The organism is Burkholderia gladioli, assembly GCF_000959725.1.
Lineage (GTDB): Bacteria > Pseudomonadota > Gammaproteobacteria > Burkholderiales > Burkholderiaceae > Burkholderia > Burkholderia gladioli.
Genome location: NZ_CP009322.1, coordinates 2110021 through 2125427 on the forward strand (window position 1 = coordinate 2110021; position 15407 = coordinate 2125427).

The window sequence follows — 15407 nt, forward strand, 5'->3', positions numbered from 1 at the left end:
ACCGGTCTCGGCAGGCATCTCACACGATTTATTCGCATTGCAAATCAAACGACGAAGCGTCGCCGGTCGCCACGCGCGACGCTTCGCATCCGAACCGACCGTCCATCAGTCTGAATTGGAGGCTTCCCATGTACTTCATCGTTTCCTATCGTCGTGCCCCAGGTATGCGGTTCGATTCCCGATACTATGTCGAGCAACATATCCCCCTCGTGGAAAAAACGTGGAAGCCGTTTGGGCTCGACTACATCGACGCGTTTTTCCCATCCCGGGAGGACAGCGACGTGATCGTGGTGGCGATGTGCCGTTTCAAGGATCGCGCGGCACTGGACGCCGCCCTCGCGGCCGAGGAAACCGCAATCATCATGGCCGATATCGAGAAGTACACCGATGGCGAGCCGGACCGGCATGTCACGGAGGTGTTTCAGCTTTCCCGGTGAGCGAATATCCGCCGGCTTCAGAACACCAGGACCAAGGTCGTATAGGCGTTGAGCGAGCTGCCTCGCTTCGGCGAGAACGTGGGATTGTCCGTATAGATCAGCGCGGATTGAAGATACACGCCCTGCCTCACGCGGTAAGCGTAGGAGATCGACAGATTGGTCGTCGCGTTCGCGTAGTCCGCGCCCGACAACGCCGCATTGCGCTTCAACCAGTTGCTGTACTGGTTCCTTGAAATGCCGAAGGCAAGAAGATCCTAGGGACGAGATTCGAACGGCGCCAGGCTGTAGATCGAAGCACCGAACGCGATGGGCAGGTATCTCACGCTGCCGGCCTCGACGGACAGCCCCGCCTCGCTGTGGGATCACTCGCAGCCGCAAGGTTTCATCGATCTCTCGCACAACTTCCCCGAACACGCGCCGGGCATGGCCGGCGCGCATGCGCTGCTGGGGACCCAACTGCGCGTGGAAGATGCCGCGCGCCTGCTCGCCACGCAGGTGGATGCCGGCCATGTCGCGCATCGCACCGCCGCGGCACGCTGGCTCGACAGTCGCGGCGTGCCGGCCGTGGCGGACCATCTGGTCGTGACCTGCGGAGCCCAGCATGGCCTGTTGCTCGCGCTCGGCGCGCTGACGCGGCCCGGCGACATCGTGCTGACCGAGGAGCTGACCTATTACGGCCTGAAGTCGGCCGCCGCGATGATGGGGCGTTCGCTGGTGGGCGTGCGCATGGATGCCGAAGGCCTGCTGCCGGAAGCGCTCGACATGGCTTGCCAACGCTCGGGCGCGAAGGTGCTGTTCTGCTGCCCCACCCTCCACAACCCCACCACCGCCACCATGAGCGCCGCGCGCCGGCGCGAGATCGTCGAGGTCTGCCGGCGCCGCGATCTCCTGATCGTCGAAGACGACGTCTATGGCTGGATGCCCGAGGAAGCGCTGCCCTGCCTGGCGATTCTGGCGCCGGAGCGCACCACCTACGTGACAGGCCTGTCGAAGCTGGTCGGGCCGGGCTTGCGCATCGGTTTCGTCGTCACGCCGCCGCAGCATGTCCACGCGCTGGGCGTCGCGTTGCGTGCCACCACCCTGATGGCATCGCCGCTCAACGCGGCGATGGCGACCAGCGTATTGGAATCCGGCGAGATGACCCACATCGTCGAGACGATCCGGGAAGAAACCCGGGCACGACAGGCGCTGGTCGCGGCGAGCCTGCCGGCATCGGCGATCGTGACGCGCCCGGGCGCGTTCTATTTCGGACTGCGTACCGGCAACCACCAGACCGGGCAGGGTTTCGCCCGCGCCGCGGAGGCAGCCGGAATCGGCGTCACGCCCTACGATCTTTTCGAGGCCACGCCCCTGACCGGCAGCACCCTGGTACGCGTGTGCCACAACGCGGCCCCCGATCGCGACAGCCTGCGCCGGGCCCTGGCGGGACTGGCGCGGATGCTCGACCAGCCGGTCGCGGCGCCCCCGTTCAGGCAGGGGATCTGAGGGCCGCACGAAACAGGCGTCGTGCGAAGCAGCGGCAAGCCATTCGCTCGCTCGCGGCTCGCGCGGACCCGAGCAAGTGCAAGGAGTTCGCCATTACACAACGCCAGTGATTGGCGAGCGCTGGCGCTCCCCGCCTCAACCGATACCGAGCGCCTGCAACACTGGCAGATGAAGCTCGGCGAAGCGCCTGGCCTGTGCCACCCGTTCCGCCAACGAAACCGCCGTATCCCCGGGTGGCGCCGCGACATTCAGCACGCCTTCGGCGAATTCGGCCCACTGCACCGGGTCCGGTTTGTCCTGCCGCCGCGCCAGCAGGAACAATTGTGCAACGCGCGGCATCAGTACCCCCGAGCCCGCCACCGGGCTCGCCAGGAACCCTACCTCGTCGCTCGTGCGCGCCGCTTCGCAGATCGCCACATTCAGACGCTCCGCACCTGCGCGAGCACGGTCGATTTGTTCGTCATCCTGCGCATTGAGCAGCGCTCCCGTGCCGATCAGCAGTGTGACAGCCTTGACGATCCGCTCGAGCGTGATGCCTCGCGCGCGAAGTGCCTGCTCGATCTTGCCAAGCGCGGTGGGTTGGTGGTCGGCCAGCACGTCGAGGATCGGGCCGTACAGGGCTTCGGGCAAGGCCGCCTCGCCCAAGGTGCCGCGTACCTTCAGGATCACCGAGGCCCGTGGCAAGGCCAGGACCACGCGATGTGCGCGCAAGGCGGCATCGCGCGCCGCGTCGTCGAGCCGGCGCGGCGCCTTGATCCAGTAGTCGCGCCGCAGCGACCGGTTGAGACAGACATCGCGCACGGTCTCGCGCAAGCCGATGTCGGCGATCTGCGCCAGCATCGCGCGTTGCGCCGCGTCGAGATGGATCTCCTCCGCCCGGTCGCGGTAGTCGGCGGAGCCGGCGTAGATCAGCCCGGCATCCGTCAGCGACGCGTGGACCTCCTGGAACAACATCGCGCGCCAGTCACGATTGAAATACTCGTGCGCCAGATAGCGCGGGTCCGCCCGCGACAGGGCCTCGACGCGTTCGGCCAGCAGCGGGTTCACCACGGCGTAACCGGGCTGGGTCGCAAACACGCCGCGAACAAAATCGATCGCGGCCTTCACGCGCATGGCGATCGCCTGCTCGGTGGGCACGGCCTCGCGGGCCTTGACGGCATCGGCGGCGGCGTTGAAATGGAAATGCCGGTACAGCAACTCGCGCACCGGCAGCATCGGTGTCCAGCCCGGCTGGGTGTTGTAGCTGAGATAGAGCACACCGCCCGGTTTCAGCTTGCGAGCGATGAACTCGCCGATCAGCCCGCGATTCTCCTCGGAAACCCAGCTCCAGATGCCGTGCATGCCGATGAAATCGAAATCAGGCAGGTCGTCGCGCAGGCAGAATGTCGAAAAACTCTCGCCGGACAGGCTCGCCTGCGATCCGGCATGCTGCGCGAGCCGTTGCGCGAAACCGGCGTGGGCCGCGTTGAAGTCGGTGCCATGCCAGCGCGTGGTGGAACCGGCCGCATGAATGTTGACGCTGACGCCGTAGCCGAATCCGAGCTCGCAGGCGGTCTCGACGGCAGGTACCGCGAACCCCGCCTGCAGCAAGGGAAGCTTCAGCCGCAGCGGGTTCAGTTCATCGCAATAGCCGAACGTGTAGGCCACCTCGTCCACGCTACCCACATTCCAGTTGTTCATCTGTCGTTTTCCAGGGGTTTGCGGTTAGGGACGACGATGCCTCTTTCACGGCACGCGAGCCTTGAGACTAGCTGCCTTGAGCTGCCCATGCATTTTGCAGTATCTCTTTTAGCAAGCGATGCCCGTCCAGCCTCCCCTGCAAGGGATGCACAGACTCAGGCAGACATGCTCGGAGGGAAGTGTGGTGGGCCCGGCGGGGTTCGAACCCGCGACCAATCGATTATGAGTCGACTGCTCTAACCGCTGAGCTACAGGCCCTGATCTGACGCAGTGGGAAGACTGCATTGACGCGCGCCCCGGCAGACTACACTCGGGGACGGCATTGTACCGAACAATTGGGGAGAGAAGAACCGCCGCCGACCTTCACGGCCGGCGGCGGCCACATGCTTGACGCCGATCAGTTCCCTTCCAGGAACGACTTCAGCTTGTCCGAACGGCTCGGGTGACGCAGCTTGCGCAGCGCCTTGGCCTCGATCTGGCGGATCCGCTCACGCGTGACGTCGAACTGCTTGCCGACTTCCTCCAGCGTGTGATCGGTGCTCATCTCGATACCGAAACGCATCCGCAGCACCTTGGCCTCGCGCGGCGTCAGCGAATCGAGTACGTCCTTGACGACGTCGCGCATGCTGGCATGCAGCGCGGCGTCGGCCGGGGCGACCGTGTTCGAATCCTCGATGAAGTCGCCGAGATGGGAATCGTCGTCGTCGCCGATCGGCGTTTCCATCGAGATCGGTTCCTTCGCGATCTTCATGATCTTGCGGATCTTGTCTTCCGGCATCTCCATCTTCTCGGCCAGGGTTGCCGGATCCGGCTCGAGGCCGGTTTCCTGCAGGATCTGGCGCGAGATCCGGTTCATCTTGTTGATCGTCTCGATCATGTGAACCGGAATCCGGATGGTACGTGCCTGGTCCGCGATCGAACGCGTGATCGCCTGGCGGATCCACCATGTCGCGTAGGTCGAGAACTTGTAGCCGCGACGGTATTCGAACTTGTCCACCGCCTTCATCAGGCCGATGTTGCCTTCCTGGATCAGGTCGAGGAACTGCAGGCCGCGGTTGGTGTACTTCTTCGCGATCGAGATCACCAGGCGCAGGTTGGCCTCGGTCATTTCACGCTTGGCCTGGCGCGCCTTCAGTTCGCCCGCCGCCATCTGGCGGTTGGTTTCCTTGAGGTCCTTGAGCGGCAGCACCACGCGCGCCTGCAGATCCAGCAGGCGCTGTTGCTGCTCGTGGATCGCCGGCACGTTGCGCTGCAGGATGGCGCTGTACGAATGGCTTTCCGTGGCGATCTTCTCGGCCCAGGCCAGATCCGTTTCGCTGCCCGGGAAGCGCGAGATGAATTCCGAACGCGGCATGCCGCACTTGTCGACCACGATGTGCAGGATCTGGCGCTCGACCTGACGCACCTCGTCGACCTGGGCACGCAGTGTGTCGCACAGACGCTCGACGGTACGCGCCGTGAAGCGGATCGACATCAGCTCGTTCTGGATCGTTTCCTGCGCCTTCAGGTAGGACTTCGACTTGTAGCCTTCCTTCTCGAAAGCGCGACGCATCTTGTCGAACCATTCGCTGATCAGGGCGAACTTCTCGAGCGAGGTGCGCTTGAGCGCTTCGAGCTGGGCGGCGTTGGCGGTGGCCTGCGCGGCACCGTCGTCGTCCTCTTCCTCTTCGTCCTCGCCGGCTTCCTCTTCGTCCTCGTCCGCCTGCTCGGCTTCTTCCGCTTCCTTCGCGTTGAAACCGTCGGCGTCCTCGGCGTTCGGATCGTTCAGGCCGTCGACCAGCTCGTCGATGCGGATTTCGTCGTTCGCGACGCGCTCGGCCATCGCCAGGATGTCGGCGATCGTGGTCGGGCATGCCGAGATGGCCATCACCATGTGGCGCAGGCCGTCCTCGATGCGCTTCGCGATCTCGATTTCGCCTTCACGCGTGAGCAGCTCCACCGTGCCCATCTCGCGCATGTACATGCGGACCGGATCGGTGGTGCGGCCGAATTCGGAATCGACCGTCGACAACGCGACTTCGGCTTCCTCCTCGACCTCGTCGTCCGACGACGCGGCGGGCGCGTTGTCGTTCAACAGCAGCGTCTCGGCGTCCGGCGCCTGCTCGTAGACCGCCACGCCCATGTCGTTGAACGTGCCGATGATGCCTTCGAGCGCTTCCGTTTCCGTGAAGTTGTCGGGCAGGTGATCGTTGATTTCCGCGTACGTCAGGAAGCCGCGATCCTTGCCCAGCTTGATGAGCGCACGCAGCTTGACGCGCCGCTCCTCGAGCTCCTCGGCCGTGCCGGGCTGGCTCGTCGCGAACGCTTCCTTCAGCAGCAGCTTTTCCTTCGCGCGACGATCCCGCGCCTTGGTTTTTTCCTTGCCCGCTGCAGCGGCGGGCTGCTCGTCGCTCTGGGTTGCGTCGTCATCGACGGATACTTCGTTCAGCTTTTTCGTCATGGAGTTCGCCGTACCGGCTAAATCGACTCGCGGCTGCTGGACAACAGCCTCTTGAACCGTGGATGCTTGAGTAGTGCGTACTGCCGTTTCGTCCGCGGCGGCAGCCGCTGCCCTTGCGCTATTCGCACTTGCCCGCTTCGCCGACGGCTTGGCCGCCGTACGCGATTCGGACTTCGCGACGGCCCGTGATGCGCGAACCGTCGGTGCCGGCGCAGCCTTGGCGGTGCCGGCAGCAGTGCGTTTCCTGCCAACTGGCGACGCGCCGGACAACGACTTCGCGGAAGATGAAGATGCAGTGCTGGCCTTCGTGACCTTGCCGGTCGGCTCGTCGGAGCCCTTGCCTACTGATCTTTTCCCGCCTGTCGTCTTTGCCATTGCGAATCTCGCCTTTGTGCTTAGAAAACAAACCGCTGAAAACCTTGTATTATAGCACGTTGGGGTAGGCCTCTCGCCCTACCCCGTTGTTCCTCGTTTACAGTCCCAGTTTTGCCTTCATGTCCGTGCGTGCGCGATTGAGCGCCATCAGCTCGGTCAATTCCTCTGGAGAATGCGTCGACTGGCGCGACAACTGGTTAAGCCGGTCGTTGCAGGCGTCGTAGCGCATCTTCAGCACGGCAGCCTTCAGTTCCTCCCCCGCGATCCGTTCGCGCTCGCGCACGGCCTCCTGGCCGGCCTCGTCCTCGGGGCTTTGCAGCAGCAGCTCCCGGACGTTTTCATCATAGTCGAGAATTTCGCGGAAGATTTCGTCGTAGGTTTCGGCGTTCGTCGTATTGCGGAGAACGTCTGACAACAGCCGGAATTCGGCCGCATCGCCCAGCTCCCGCGAGATCGCCAACACCTCGTCGAATAGCTCCCCATTTCTAGGCAAGCCGCGTAGGGTCGCAACATCATCCTCGTCGAGCAGGGCCACGATGCGCGGGTACATCACCAGGTTGCGCAGCGTGCGTTTCTCGTGGTCGGTCACGCGGCGCCGGTCGGCGCGCGCGGGCGCCTGGCGGGCCGGCGCGGCGATCCGCGCGTCGACGTCGCTCAGCCCCGCCACTTCCTCGAACGGGATGTTCAGGCGATCGGCGAACATGTGCATGATCTGCGCGCGCAAGGCATTGGCCGGCAAGGCCTGCAGCAGCGGCTTCGCCTCGAACAGCGCCTTGGCGCGCCCTTCCGGCTGGTCGAGCTCCTTGCCGGCGATCGCCTCGTTGAGCAGGAACTGCGACAGCGGCATGGCGCGGCGCACCTGGTCCGAGAACGCCTCGGCGCCGAATTCGCGCACGTAGCTGTCGGGATCATGCTCGGTCGGCAGGAACAGGAAACGGATCGTGCGATTGTCGGCCGCGTGCGGCAGGCAGGCCTCGAGCGCGCGGCGGGCGGCGCGGCGGCCGGCCGCGTCGCCGTCGAAGCTGAACACCACCGTGTCGGTCTGCCGGAGCAGCTTCTGCACGTGGATCGGCGTGCAGGCCGTGCCGAGCGTGGCCACCGCGTTCGGAAAACCGAGCTGGGCGAGGGCCACCACGTCCATGTAGCCCTCCACCACCAGCGCGTACTTCTGGTCGCGGATCGCGAGGCGCGCCTCGAACAGCCCGTACAGCTCGCTGCCCTTGTTGAACAGCGGCGTCTCGGGCGAGTTGAGGTACTTCGGCTCGCCCGAGTCGAGCACGCGGCCGCCGAAGCCGATCACGTTGCCCTTCACGTTGCGGATCGGGAACATGATCCGCTCGCGGAAGCGATCGTAGCGGCGCGCGGTGCCCTGCGCGTCGGTCTTCTCGCTGACGATCACCAGGCCCGCGTCGACCAGCGTGTCGGCGCGGTAGTCCTCGAAGGCTGTCTCGAGGTTCTGCCAGCCGTCGGGCGCGTAACCGAGCCCGAAGCGCATCGCGATCTCGCCGGTCAGGCCGCGCTTCTTCAGGTACTGGATCGCATTGGTCGCGCCGCGCAACTGCTTGCGGTAATAGTCGCTGGCCGTCTGCATCACGTCGGTCAACGCGGTGGTGACCGATTTCGAGGCGGCCGGCAGCGAGCTGCCCTCGCCGCCGTAGCCGCCACCGCCCCCGCCGCGCATCGAGGGCTCATGCGGGACGGTCAAGCCGACCGACTGCGCGAGTTCCTGCACGGCCTCGGGGAAGCTCAGCCCGGCATGCTCCATCAGGAAGCCGATCGCGGTGCCGTGGGCGCCGCAGCCAAAGCAGTGATAGAACTGCTTGGTCGGGCTGACGGTGAACGACGGGCTCTTCTCGTTGTGGAACGGGCAGAGCCCCATGAAATTGGCGCCGCCCTTCTTGAGCTGGACGAAGCGGCCCACCACGTCGACGATATCGACGCGGTTCAGCAGATCCTGGAGAAAGGAACTCGGAATCACGATACAGGCGTGGACAGGAACCGGCGGACGCCACGAGGCGCCCGCCCGACGCTCACTTCGACAGGGCGGCCTTGACGCTCGCGGACACGGCCGTCATGTCGGCCTTGCCGGCCAGCTTGGCCTTCAGCACGCCCATCACCTTGCCCATGTCCTGCGGGCCGGCCGCGCCCACCTCGACGATCGCGGTCCGCACCGCGTCGGCCACCTCGGCCTCCGAGAGCTGCGCCGGCATGTACGCAACCAGCACCGCCACTTCCGACTGCTCCTGCGCGACCAGGTCGTCGCGGCCGGCGGCCTGGAACTGGGTGATCGAATCCTTGCGCTGCTTGAGCATCTTGTCGACCACAGCCACCACGCCGGCGTCGTCGATCGTGATGCGCTCGTCCACCTCGCGCTGCTTGATCGCGGCCAGCAGCAGGCGGATCGTGGCGAGCCGCGCGCTGTCCTTCGCGCGCATCGCGGCCTTCATGTCTTCGCTGATCTGGTCTTTCAAACTCATTGCTTCACCCGGAGAGAAAAAATACGGAATGCCCGAGCGCCCGGGCATCAACACAAAAACCCGCTTGAGAGCTTGCTCAAGCGGGTTTGCTCGAATTCGGCATCGACAGCCCGCTGCGTGGGACTACCGGCGCGCCGCCTGGCCAAACTGCGGCGCCTGAGATGTGAGGGGTGGGTGACGACCCGCGTTCAGTAGAGCTTTTTCGGCAGCGTCTGGCTGCGGATGCGCTTGTAGTGCCGCTTCACCGCGGCTGCCTTCTTGCGCTTGCGCTCGGCCGTCGGCTTTTCGTAGAACTCGCGGGCGCGAAGTTCGGTCAGCAGACCGTTCTTCTCGATCGTCCGCTTGAAGCGGCGCATCGCGACTTCGAAAGGCTCGTTTTCTTTAACGCGAATGATCGTCATGACCCGTCACTGAAAAAGGGAAACCACGGAAGAAAGGTTTCCGAGTATAGCAGACGCGTTGCACAAACGCACTAGCACGTCAAGCGCCGCGAGCCAGTTCCGCGGCCGCCTGCCCGGCCGCCACGCCCGAGGCCCAGGCCCACTGGAAGTTGTAGCCGCCGAGCCAGCCGGTCACGTCGACTGATTCGCCGATAAAAAATAGTCCCGGAACGCGCGCACTCATCATCGTCGACGAGGACAGCTCGCGCGTATCGACGCCGCCCTTGGTCACCTCGGCCTTCTTGTAGCCCTCGGTGCCGTCGGGCACCAGGCTCCAGCGCGACAGCGCGCCGCCGACCTGGCGCAGCGTCTTGTCAGGCAGGTCGGCCAGGCGCGCGTCGGCCGCGACGCGCTGGGTATCGAGCCAGGCCTGGGCCAGCCGCGCCGGTACCCATTCCGACAGCAGCGCGCCGACCTGCCGCTTCGAGCCGGACTTGGCGGCCAGCAGCGCCTCGCTCGCGTCCTCGCGCGGCAGCAGGTCGACGTGGATCGGCTCGCCTGGCTTCCAGTAGCTCGAGATCTGCAGGATGCCGGGGCCGGACAGGCCGCGATGCGTGAGCAGCAGGTCCTCGACGAATTCCGCGCCGTCCTTCCTGCCGCCGGTCGCCACGCGCACCTCCAGCGACAGGCCCGAGAGCGCCGCGAACGGCGCCCAGTCGGCCGAGGCGAACGTCAGCGGCACCAGCGCGGGGCGCGTGTCGATCAGCTTGTGGCCGAACTGCTTGGCCAGCCGGTAGGCGAAATCGGTGGCGCCGATCTTGGGGATCGACAGGCCGCCCGTGGCGACGATCAGCGTGCGCGCGTTGATCGCGCCGGCGCTGGTGTCGAGCGTGAAGCCGGTGTCGTCGGCATGGCGCACCGCCTCAACCGAGACGGGGCGCCGCCAAGCGATGCGCCCCGCGTCGCATTCGGCACGCAGCACGTCGATGATGCCCTCGCTGAGCTGATCGCAGAACAACTGGCCCTTGTGCTTCTCGTGCCAGGTGATGCGGTGGCGCGTGAGCAGCGCCAGGAAATCGCGCGGCGTGTAGCGCGCCAGCGCCGATCGGCAGAAACGCGGGTTCTGCGACAGGTAGTTCTCCGGCCCCGTGTTGAGATTGGTGAAATTGCAGCGGCCGCCGCCGGAGATGCGGATCTTCTCGGCCAGGCGCGGCGAATGGTCGACCAGCACCACGCGGCGCCCCAGTTGCCCGGCGACGGCCGCGCTCATCATGCCGGCCGCCCCCGCGCCGATCACGGCGATATCGAAATTTTCCATGGCGCGGATTGTAACCGCCCGGCAAGCCGCGCCCGGCGCCGACCGGCCCCTCGCTGCTATACTGCCCGGTTGCCAATGCTGATCCGGCTGTCCAGCCGCCCCACCAACCATGCTTGTCCTCGGCATCGAAAGCTCGTGCGACGAAACCGGCCTCGCGCTCTACGACACGCAGCGCGGCCTCGTCTCCCATGCGCTCCACTCGCAGATCGCGATGCACCGCGAATACGGCGGCGTGGTACCCGAACTCGCCTCGCGCGACCATATCCGCCGCGCGCTGCCGCTGCTCGAGCAGGTGTTCGCCGAGGGCGGCGTGACGCGCGAGCAAGTCGACGCGATCGCCTTCACGCAAGGGCCCGGCCTCGCGGGCGCGCTGCTGGTCGGCGCGAGCATCGCGAACGCGCTGGCGATGGCCTGGGACAAGCCCACGGTCGGCATCCATCATCTCGAAGGCCACCTGCTCTCGCCGCTGCTGGTCGAGGCGCCGCCGCCGTTTCCGTTCGTCGCGCTGCTGGTGTCGGGCGGCCATACGCAGCTGATGCGCGTGACCGACGTCGGCGTCTACGAGACGCTCGGCGAAACGCTCGACGACGCGGCCGGCGAAGCCTTCGACAAGACCGCCAAGCTGATCGGCCTCGGTTACCCGGGCGGCCCCGAGGTGTCGAAGCTGGCCGAGCGCGGCACGCCCGGCGCGGTCGCGCTGCCGCGGCCGATGCTGCATTCGGGCGATCTCGATTTCAGCTTCAGCGGCCTGAAGACGGCGGTGCTCACGCAGATGAAGAAGATCGAGGCCGGCGGCGCGACGGGCGAGGCGCTCGAGGCGGCCAAGGCCGACCTGGCGCGCGGTTTCGTCGATGCGGCGGTGGATGTGCTGGTCGCGAAATCGCTGGCGGCATTGAAGCAGACCCGGCTCAAGCGCCTGGTGGTGGCCGGCGGCGTAGGCGCGAACCGGCAACTGCGCGCGGCGCTGTCGGCTGCCGCGAAGAAGCGCGGTTTCGAGGTGCATTACCCCGATCTCGCGCTGTGCACCGACAACGGCGCGATGATCGCGCTGGCCGGCGCGCTGCGCCTCGCGCGCTGGCCCGAGCAGGCCAATCGCGACTACGCCTTTACCGTCAAGCCGCGCTGGGACCTGGGTTCGCTGGCGGCTTGAACCTGGCGGCGCTACTCGGCGCCGATTCCAGCGCGCCGGATGCGCACCGAGCGCGTTATCGCCACTCAAAAAATAGCGGCGAACGAGATCGCATCATCAGATGGATTCTGATTATTCAGATGCCGGCGATTTTGATTCCCTGATAGCCCCGAAAACCACCTGATATTTCCATGCCCGATCGATACGATCGGCCGCATGGTTTTCGTCGTTCTCCGTGGCTATATTCCCCTCGCACATCAAGTTCACGACGTCGCCGTGGTTCTTGCCGAACTTTCGGCGCGAGGGAAAGCCATCATCGCCATGCCGCATTCCACGCAAAACTTAAGAGAACTGAAGTTCGATTGTTGCAGCGTCCTGCCTCACGGCTTCCTGTTGATCGATCCCGTCACTCGGATCGATACCCCCGAGCTTTCCGAATTCGACGGACAGCCCTGCGTGCCGCGTGTACTGGCACATCGTGAAGAATGCATGCCGCAACTGGTCGATATAGCCGCCCTCGACGACCAGGCAAGAACCCTGGCAACCCGATATCTGCTTGCCGAGAGGCATGTCGAACGAGCCCCCGTGATCTGTGCCTGGCTCGACAGCGAAGCAAGCGGCAATGCAATCAGGGAACACATTGCGAACCATCTCGTCGGCCCCGGCGCTGAAGGCGCGGACGTTTTCTGGCGCTTTTACGATCCGCGCGTGATGAGCCTGGCGCTCGCGGTCCTGGATCCCTCGCAACGACAAGCGCTACTCGGACCGGTGACATCGTGGACGTTTCCATGGGCGGGGCATTACTGGTGCGTCGAGACGAGCGACAACGGGCGTGCCGCCGTCGACGCATCGTCCGGGTGGCCGCGCCCGGACCAATGGCCTCGCATCGACCGCAGCGATCTTGCCGACCGAATCGTGCGCCGGCGCCTCGCTTTTTCAATCGATCACCTCGCACATCTCCCCAGCACCCTGGATCGGATGTTTTGCGAAGCGGTGCGTCAGGGAATCACGAGCCCCGATGCGCTTGTCGATTACGCGCTGCATCGCCTGCGACAAGCGCTCCTTGTTCCCTGATCCAGCACCACGGCGCTCCAGCCGGCTACCGAGGATGCCTTTCATGCCAGCCCGCAAAGCTTGCCCAATGTGTGATCGCCAGTCATTGCTGATCCATCCGGTTCGCTACGCAATCGCGTGCCCGCGTGGCGCGGACAAGGCGCCGCCCTTGTCCGGCAATTTCCGGATCGACGATCGCGCGCCGCAATCCGTCGCCTCCGCCCGATACACCTTGCGCGCATTGCGCGGCGGCTACCTCTACACCTACGACGAGAAACGCAAGCTCCTGCGTGCCTACATGGTGATCGATAACGGCATGCTCTGGCGTTTCCCTCCCGGCATCGCGCCGCCGGCCGGCGATGCTCCCGAGCGCTTCATTGAACAGGCTTGCCCGGCGAGCGACACGGCTTATGAATCGTATGGGCGTTGCGTGGATGTGCTGCATACCCCGGGCAGCGACGAGGCGACCAGGCTCTGGATCGGCTGGTCCAACGTGCGTTGGACACGCGAGCTCGTTTTCAAGAAGATCGAGAGCGAGGCGTGGCGCAAGCAGCACATGCAATGCATCGATATCCCGGCCATGCTCGCCGGCAATGCATGCGACACGGGAGAGTTTCAAGCGTCGCATCGGCAGATCGCGCATTTCGCGATGGACGACCAGGCGATGACGGAGGCTTTCTTGTTCAGCAATCAGCCTGTCAAGTACGAGACGCTCGCGCGCCGCAGCCAGGTGGCCAAACGTATCGGCGACGCGATGGCGGAATCACCGAACAAGAAAGGTTTCGTGGTCGCGGTCAATGATCCAGTGGGCATTACCAACGATCTCGCGGAATTGACGGTTCCCAGCCTGCATAACGGCTTCGACGAACAGATCTACTGGAAATCCATCTCGGCACGGCTTCTGGAGCGCGCGGAAGCCGGCATTCGCGCCAATGCGCGAGCTACGGCCGGCTTGACGTATGGCGTGTCAAAAGCGATTGCGGAGGCCAACGCCGTCAACACGAAGATCGGTCGCCCAGTATCGGCGGATGCAATGGGAGCTTTTCATGTGCTGCGCCGGTGGATCAAGACAGGAAGCCTCGAGAAGGCCGTGAAAGAGGAAACGAAGAAAGCGAGCGATATTCCCGCAACCCAGGAGGATGCGGCCAACGAGGCTTGGGAGGAGGCTTCGACCAGGGTTGGTGCGGACGGAAAGCGAGTCAGCGTGATCGACACGGAGGCGCTGAAGCGCTTCCCGCAGGAATACCAGCAAGCGCTCGACGCGTTCAGGCCAACATGGGAAGCCCTCGTGCAGGCTCATGCCGATTGGTTGAAATCGCTGCTGCTTGCCGAATGGATGGCAGGCAACCATGACGTGAAGGACTTGCGCAGCGGTTATGCCTACAGCGAATCCTGCGCGCAGGCGATCGGCGCCGCCGCAGGTACCGAAGCCTGCAAGAAGGTGCTCGACGACTGGCTGAACGGCCAGGCTTCGGATATCAGGAATCTGTATGCGCGGGCCCTGATGTTCAATCATGAGCAGTTGATGAAGGCGGCTGACGCGCATATCCATGCCTCGGATATTCCGTACGAAAACTTCCTGAATATCTACAAGCTGGCCTTCGATCAGATCAAGGATCTGAGCAAGGCCGACAACTTGCGTGACAGGCTCGTGATCACGACGGCCAATCAGGTCGTGGACGTATTGACGAAAGCGGCGCGTAGTTCCGCGGTGGGTTTCATCACGATCCGCCTGGCGATGCAATCGGGTGTTCGGATCAAGCGATCGGAAGCCAGCAAGCTCGCGATACGTGATTGGACGCTGGAACAGGTCAAGACGCTGGAAGTGAAGCTCGATGGCGATCGGACCAGCCAAAGGGCAGCCGCCACGCAGGTCGGCAAGCAGGTTCTGAGGGCGGCGCCCGCGACGGATATGAATATCGTCGCCTACGAGATGGACGTCGATGCGTTGGTGAAGAACGGGAAACTCGAGGCCGGCGCGATCAAGGCGATCAGGGTGCCTGGGGTGGATGCGACGAAGAGGTGGCTGGGGTCATCCACGGATTTCAATCTCGGCATCGTAACGATGATTTTCCAGCTTGCGACGCTGCGCTTCGCGACCAAGGAATGGGAGGGGCGTGATCAGTTCAATCACGACGAAGCGGAATTGAAGCTTGCCGCCGCTGTTGTGTCGATTCTTGGAACGGTTATCGAAACGGCTTCGATAACGATTATAAAAGCACCTGCTCATCCGCTATCGACGTTCATTATGAAGCAGTGGGCAAGAGCAAGTGAATGGGCCGGAGTCGGCATTCGGTTCGGACAAGGACTCAGCGCTATCGGCGGCATATGTTTTGCAACTTACGACGCATTAAACAAAGCGCCCGAGGCGTTTACCAACAACAACTCCCAACTAGGATGGTTATATCTCTCGAGCGGAACATTGGGAACATACATCTCCGTCGCACCGCTTTTCAGCCTCCCACTTTTTTGGACGACATTCATCGCGTCGATATTACTCAGCATCGCAATCGCGATTTGCAGACAATCAGCAATCGCGGAGTGGATATCGAGAAGCAAGTTCAGCAAGGACAACCACTATCAATCGCTTGACGATGAAATCAAAGCTTTTCATTTCTCAATAGAAGGGTAGC

The 15407-nt window shown here is 64.2% G+C and carries 12 protein-coding genes and 1 tRNA gene; 5 read left to right on the forward strand and 8 right to left on the reverse strand.

All coding sequences use genetic code 11. The features are described 5' to 3' along the window. Nucleotides 1-128 precede the first annotated feature (128 nt). Nucleotides 129-437, forward strand: coding sequence for an EthD family reductase (locus tag BM43_RS09450; protein WP_042286106.1), 309 nt, complete (start codon nucleotides 129-131; stop codon nucleotides 435-437). Between the two features lie 17 nt (nucleotides 438-454). Here the strand turns inward: BM43_RS09450 and BM43_RS09455 are convergent, their stop codons facing one another. Next, nucleotides 455-646, reverse strand: a complete 192-nt coding sequence (locus BM43_RS09455) for a hypothetical protein (RefSeq protein ID WP_036055748.1) — start codon at nucleotides 644-646, stop codon at nucleotides 455-457. A gap of 97 nt (nucleotides 647-743) precedes the next feature. On the opposite strand from BM43_RS09455, the gene BM43_RS09460 reads away from it, so the two are divergent. After that, the gene (locus BM43_RS09460; RefSeq protein ID WP_230676411.1) at nucleotides 744-1922 is read left to right on the forward strand and encodes an aminotransferase-like domain-containing protein; all 1179 of its coding nucleotides are present in this window, start codon (nucleotides 744-746) and stop codon (nucleotides 1920-1922) included. Nucleotides 1923-2057: 135 nt separating this feature from the next. Here the strand turns inward: BM43_RS09460 and BM43_RS09465 are convergent, their stop codons facing one another. The 7 genes from BM43_RS09465 to BM43_RS09495 all read right to left on the reverse strand — a co-directional run bounded on the left by BM43_RS09465 (nucleotide 2058) and on the right by BM43_RS09495 (nucleotide 10718). After that, complete coding sequence (locus tag BM43_RS09465; protein WP_036055747.1) at nucleotides 2058-3602, reverse strand: class I SAM-dependent methyltransferase; 1545 nt, start codon at nucleotides 3600-3602, stop codon at nucleotides 2058-2060. Between the two features lie 182 nt (nucleotides 3603-3784). Then, a tRNA-Ile gene (locus BM43_RS09470) sits at nucleotides 3785-3860 on the reverse strand. Between the two features lie 139 nt (nucleotides 3861-3999). Further along, nucleotides 4000-6417 carry an RNA polymerase sigma factor RpoD gene (rpoD, locus tag BM43_RS09475; protein WP_080742206.1) on the reverse strand — a complete coding sequence of 806 codons (2418 nt, stop codon included), beginning with the start codon at nucleotides 6415-6417 and terminating at the stop codon, nucleotides 4000-4002. A gap of 97 nt (nucleotides 6418-6514) precedes the next feature. Further along, nucleotides 6515-8395, reverse strand: a complete 1881-nt coding sequence (dnaG, locus tag BM43_RS09480; protein WP_036055746.1) for a DNA primase — start codon at nucleotides 8393-8395, stop codon at nucleotides 6515-6517. Nucleotides 8396-8447: 52 nt separating this feature from the next. Then, entirely contained in the window at nucleotides 8448-8894 is a 447-nt protein-coding gene (locus tag BM43_RS09485) for a GatB/YqeY domain-containing protein (RefSeq protein ID WP_013690883.1), read from the reverse strand. 188 nt (nucleotides 8895-9082) lie between these two features. Continuing rightward, the gene (rpsU, locus tag BM43_RS09490) at nucleotides 9083-9295 is read right to left on the reverse strand and encodes a 30S ribosomal protein S21 (RefSeq protein ID WP_006479415.1); all 213 of its coding nucleotides are present in this window, start codon (nucleotides 9293-9295) and stop codon (nucleotides 9083-9085) included. Nucleotides 9296-9374: 79 nt separating this feature from the next. Further along, complete coding sequence (locus BM43_RS09495; protein WP_330219051.1) at nucleotides 9375-10718, reverse strand: BaiN/RdsA family NAD(P)/FAD-dependent oxidoreductase; 1344 nt, start codon at nucleotides 10716-10718, stop codon at nucleotides 9375-9377. On the opposite strand from BM43_RS09495, the gene tsaD reads away from it, so the two are divergent. From tsaD to BM43_RS09510, 3 genes are all read left to right on the forward strand, one after another. Next, entirely contained in the window at nucleotides 10702-11742 is a 1041-nt protein-coding gene (gene tsaD / locus BM43_RS09500) for a tRNA (adenosine(37)-N6)-threonylcarbamoyltransferase complex transferase subunit TsaD (RefSeq protein WP_036055744.1), read from the forward strand. The genes BM43_RS09495 and tsaD overlap by 17 nt on opposite strands. A 195-nt stretch (nucleotides 11743-11937) precedes the next feature. Continuing rightward, nucleotides 11938-12795 carry a DUF4123 domain-containing protein gene (locus tag BM43_RS38555; protein WP_080742205.1) on the forward strand — a complete coding sequence of 286 codons (858 nt, stop codon included), beginning with the start codon at nucleotides 11938-11940 and terminating at the stop codon, nucleotides 12793-12795. Between the two features lie 43 nt (nucleotides 12796-12838). Further along, nucleotides 12839-15406: a T6SS effector BTH_I2691 family protein gene (locus BM43_RS09510; RefSeq protein WP_036055742.1), complete on the forward strand. Its 2568-nt coding sequence runs from the start codon at nucleotides 12839-12841 to the stop codon at nucleotides 15404-15406. Nucleotide 15407: the final 1 nt, after the last annotated feature.

What these genes read in the sequence shown, in the direction of transcription:
- BM43_RS38555 (WP_080742205.1), top strand. Translation starts at nt 11,938, where the DNA reads ATGGTTTTCGTCGTTCTCCGTGGCTATATTCCCCTCGCACATCAAGTT.
- BM43_RS09495 (WP_330219051.1), bottom strand. Translation starts at nt 10,718, where the DNA reads ATGCCGAGGACAAGCATGGTTGGTGGGGCGGCTGGACAGCCGGATCAG.
- BM43_RS09460 (WP_230676411.1), top strand. Translation starts at nt 744, where the DNA reads ATGGGCAGGTATCTCACGCTGCCGGCCTCGACGGACAGCCCCGCCTCG.
- BM43_RS09485 (WP_013690883.1), bottom strand. Translation starts at nt 8,894, where the DNA reads ATGAGTTTGAAAGACCAGATCAGCGAAGACATGAAGGCCGCGATGCGC.
- BM43_RS09510 (WP_036055742.1), top strand. Translation starts at nt 12,839, where the DNA reads ATGCCAGCCCGCAAAGCTTGCCCAATGTGTGATCGCCAGTCATTGCTG.
- BM43_RS09450 (WP_042286106.1), top strand. Translation starts at nt 129, where the DNA reads ATGTACTTCATCGTTTCCTATCGTCGTGCCCCAGGTATGCGGTTCGAT.
- tsaD (WP_036055744.1), top strand. Translation starts at nt 10,702, where the DNA reads ATGCTTGTCCTCGGCATCGAAAGCTCGTGCGACGAAACCGGCCTCGCG.
- rpoD (WP_080742206.1), bottom strand. Translation starts at nt 6,417, where the DNA reads ATGGCAAAGACGACAGGCGGGAAAAGATCAGTAGGCAAGGGCTCCGAC.
- rpsU (WP_006479415.1), bottom strand. Translation starts at nt 9,295, where the DNA reads ATGACGATCATTCGCGTTAAAGAAAACGAGCCTTTCGAAGTCGCGATG.
- BM43_RS09465 (WP_036055747.1), bottom strand. Translation starts at nt 3,602, where the DNA reads ATGAACAACTGGAATGTGGGTAGCGTGGACGAGGTGGCCTACACGTTC.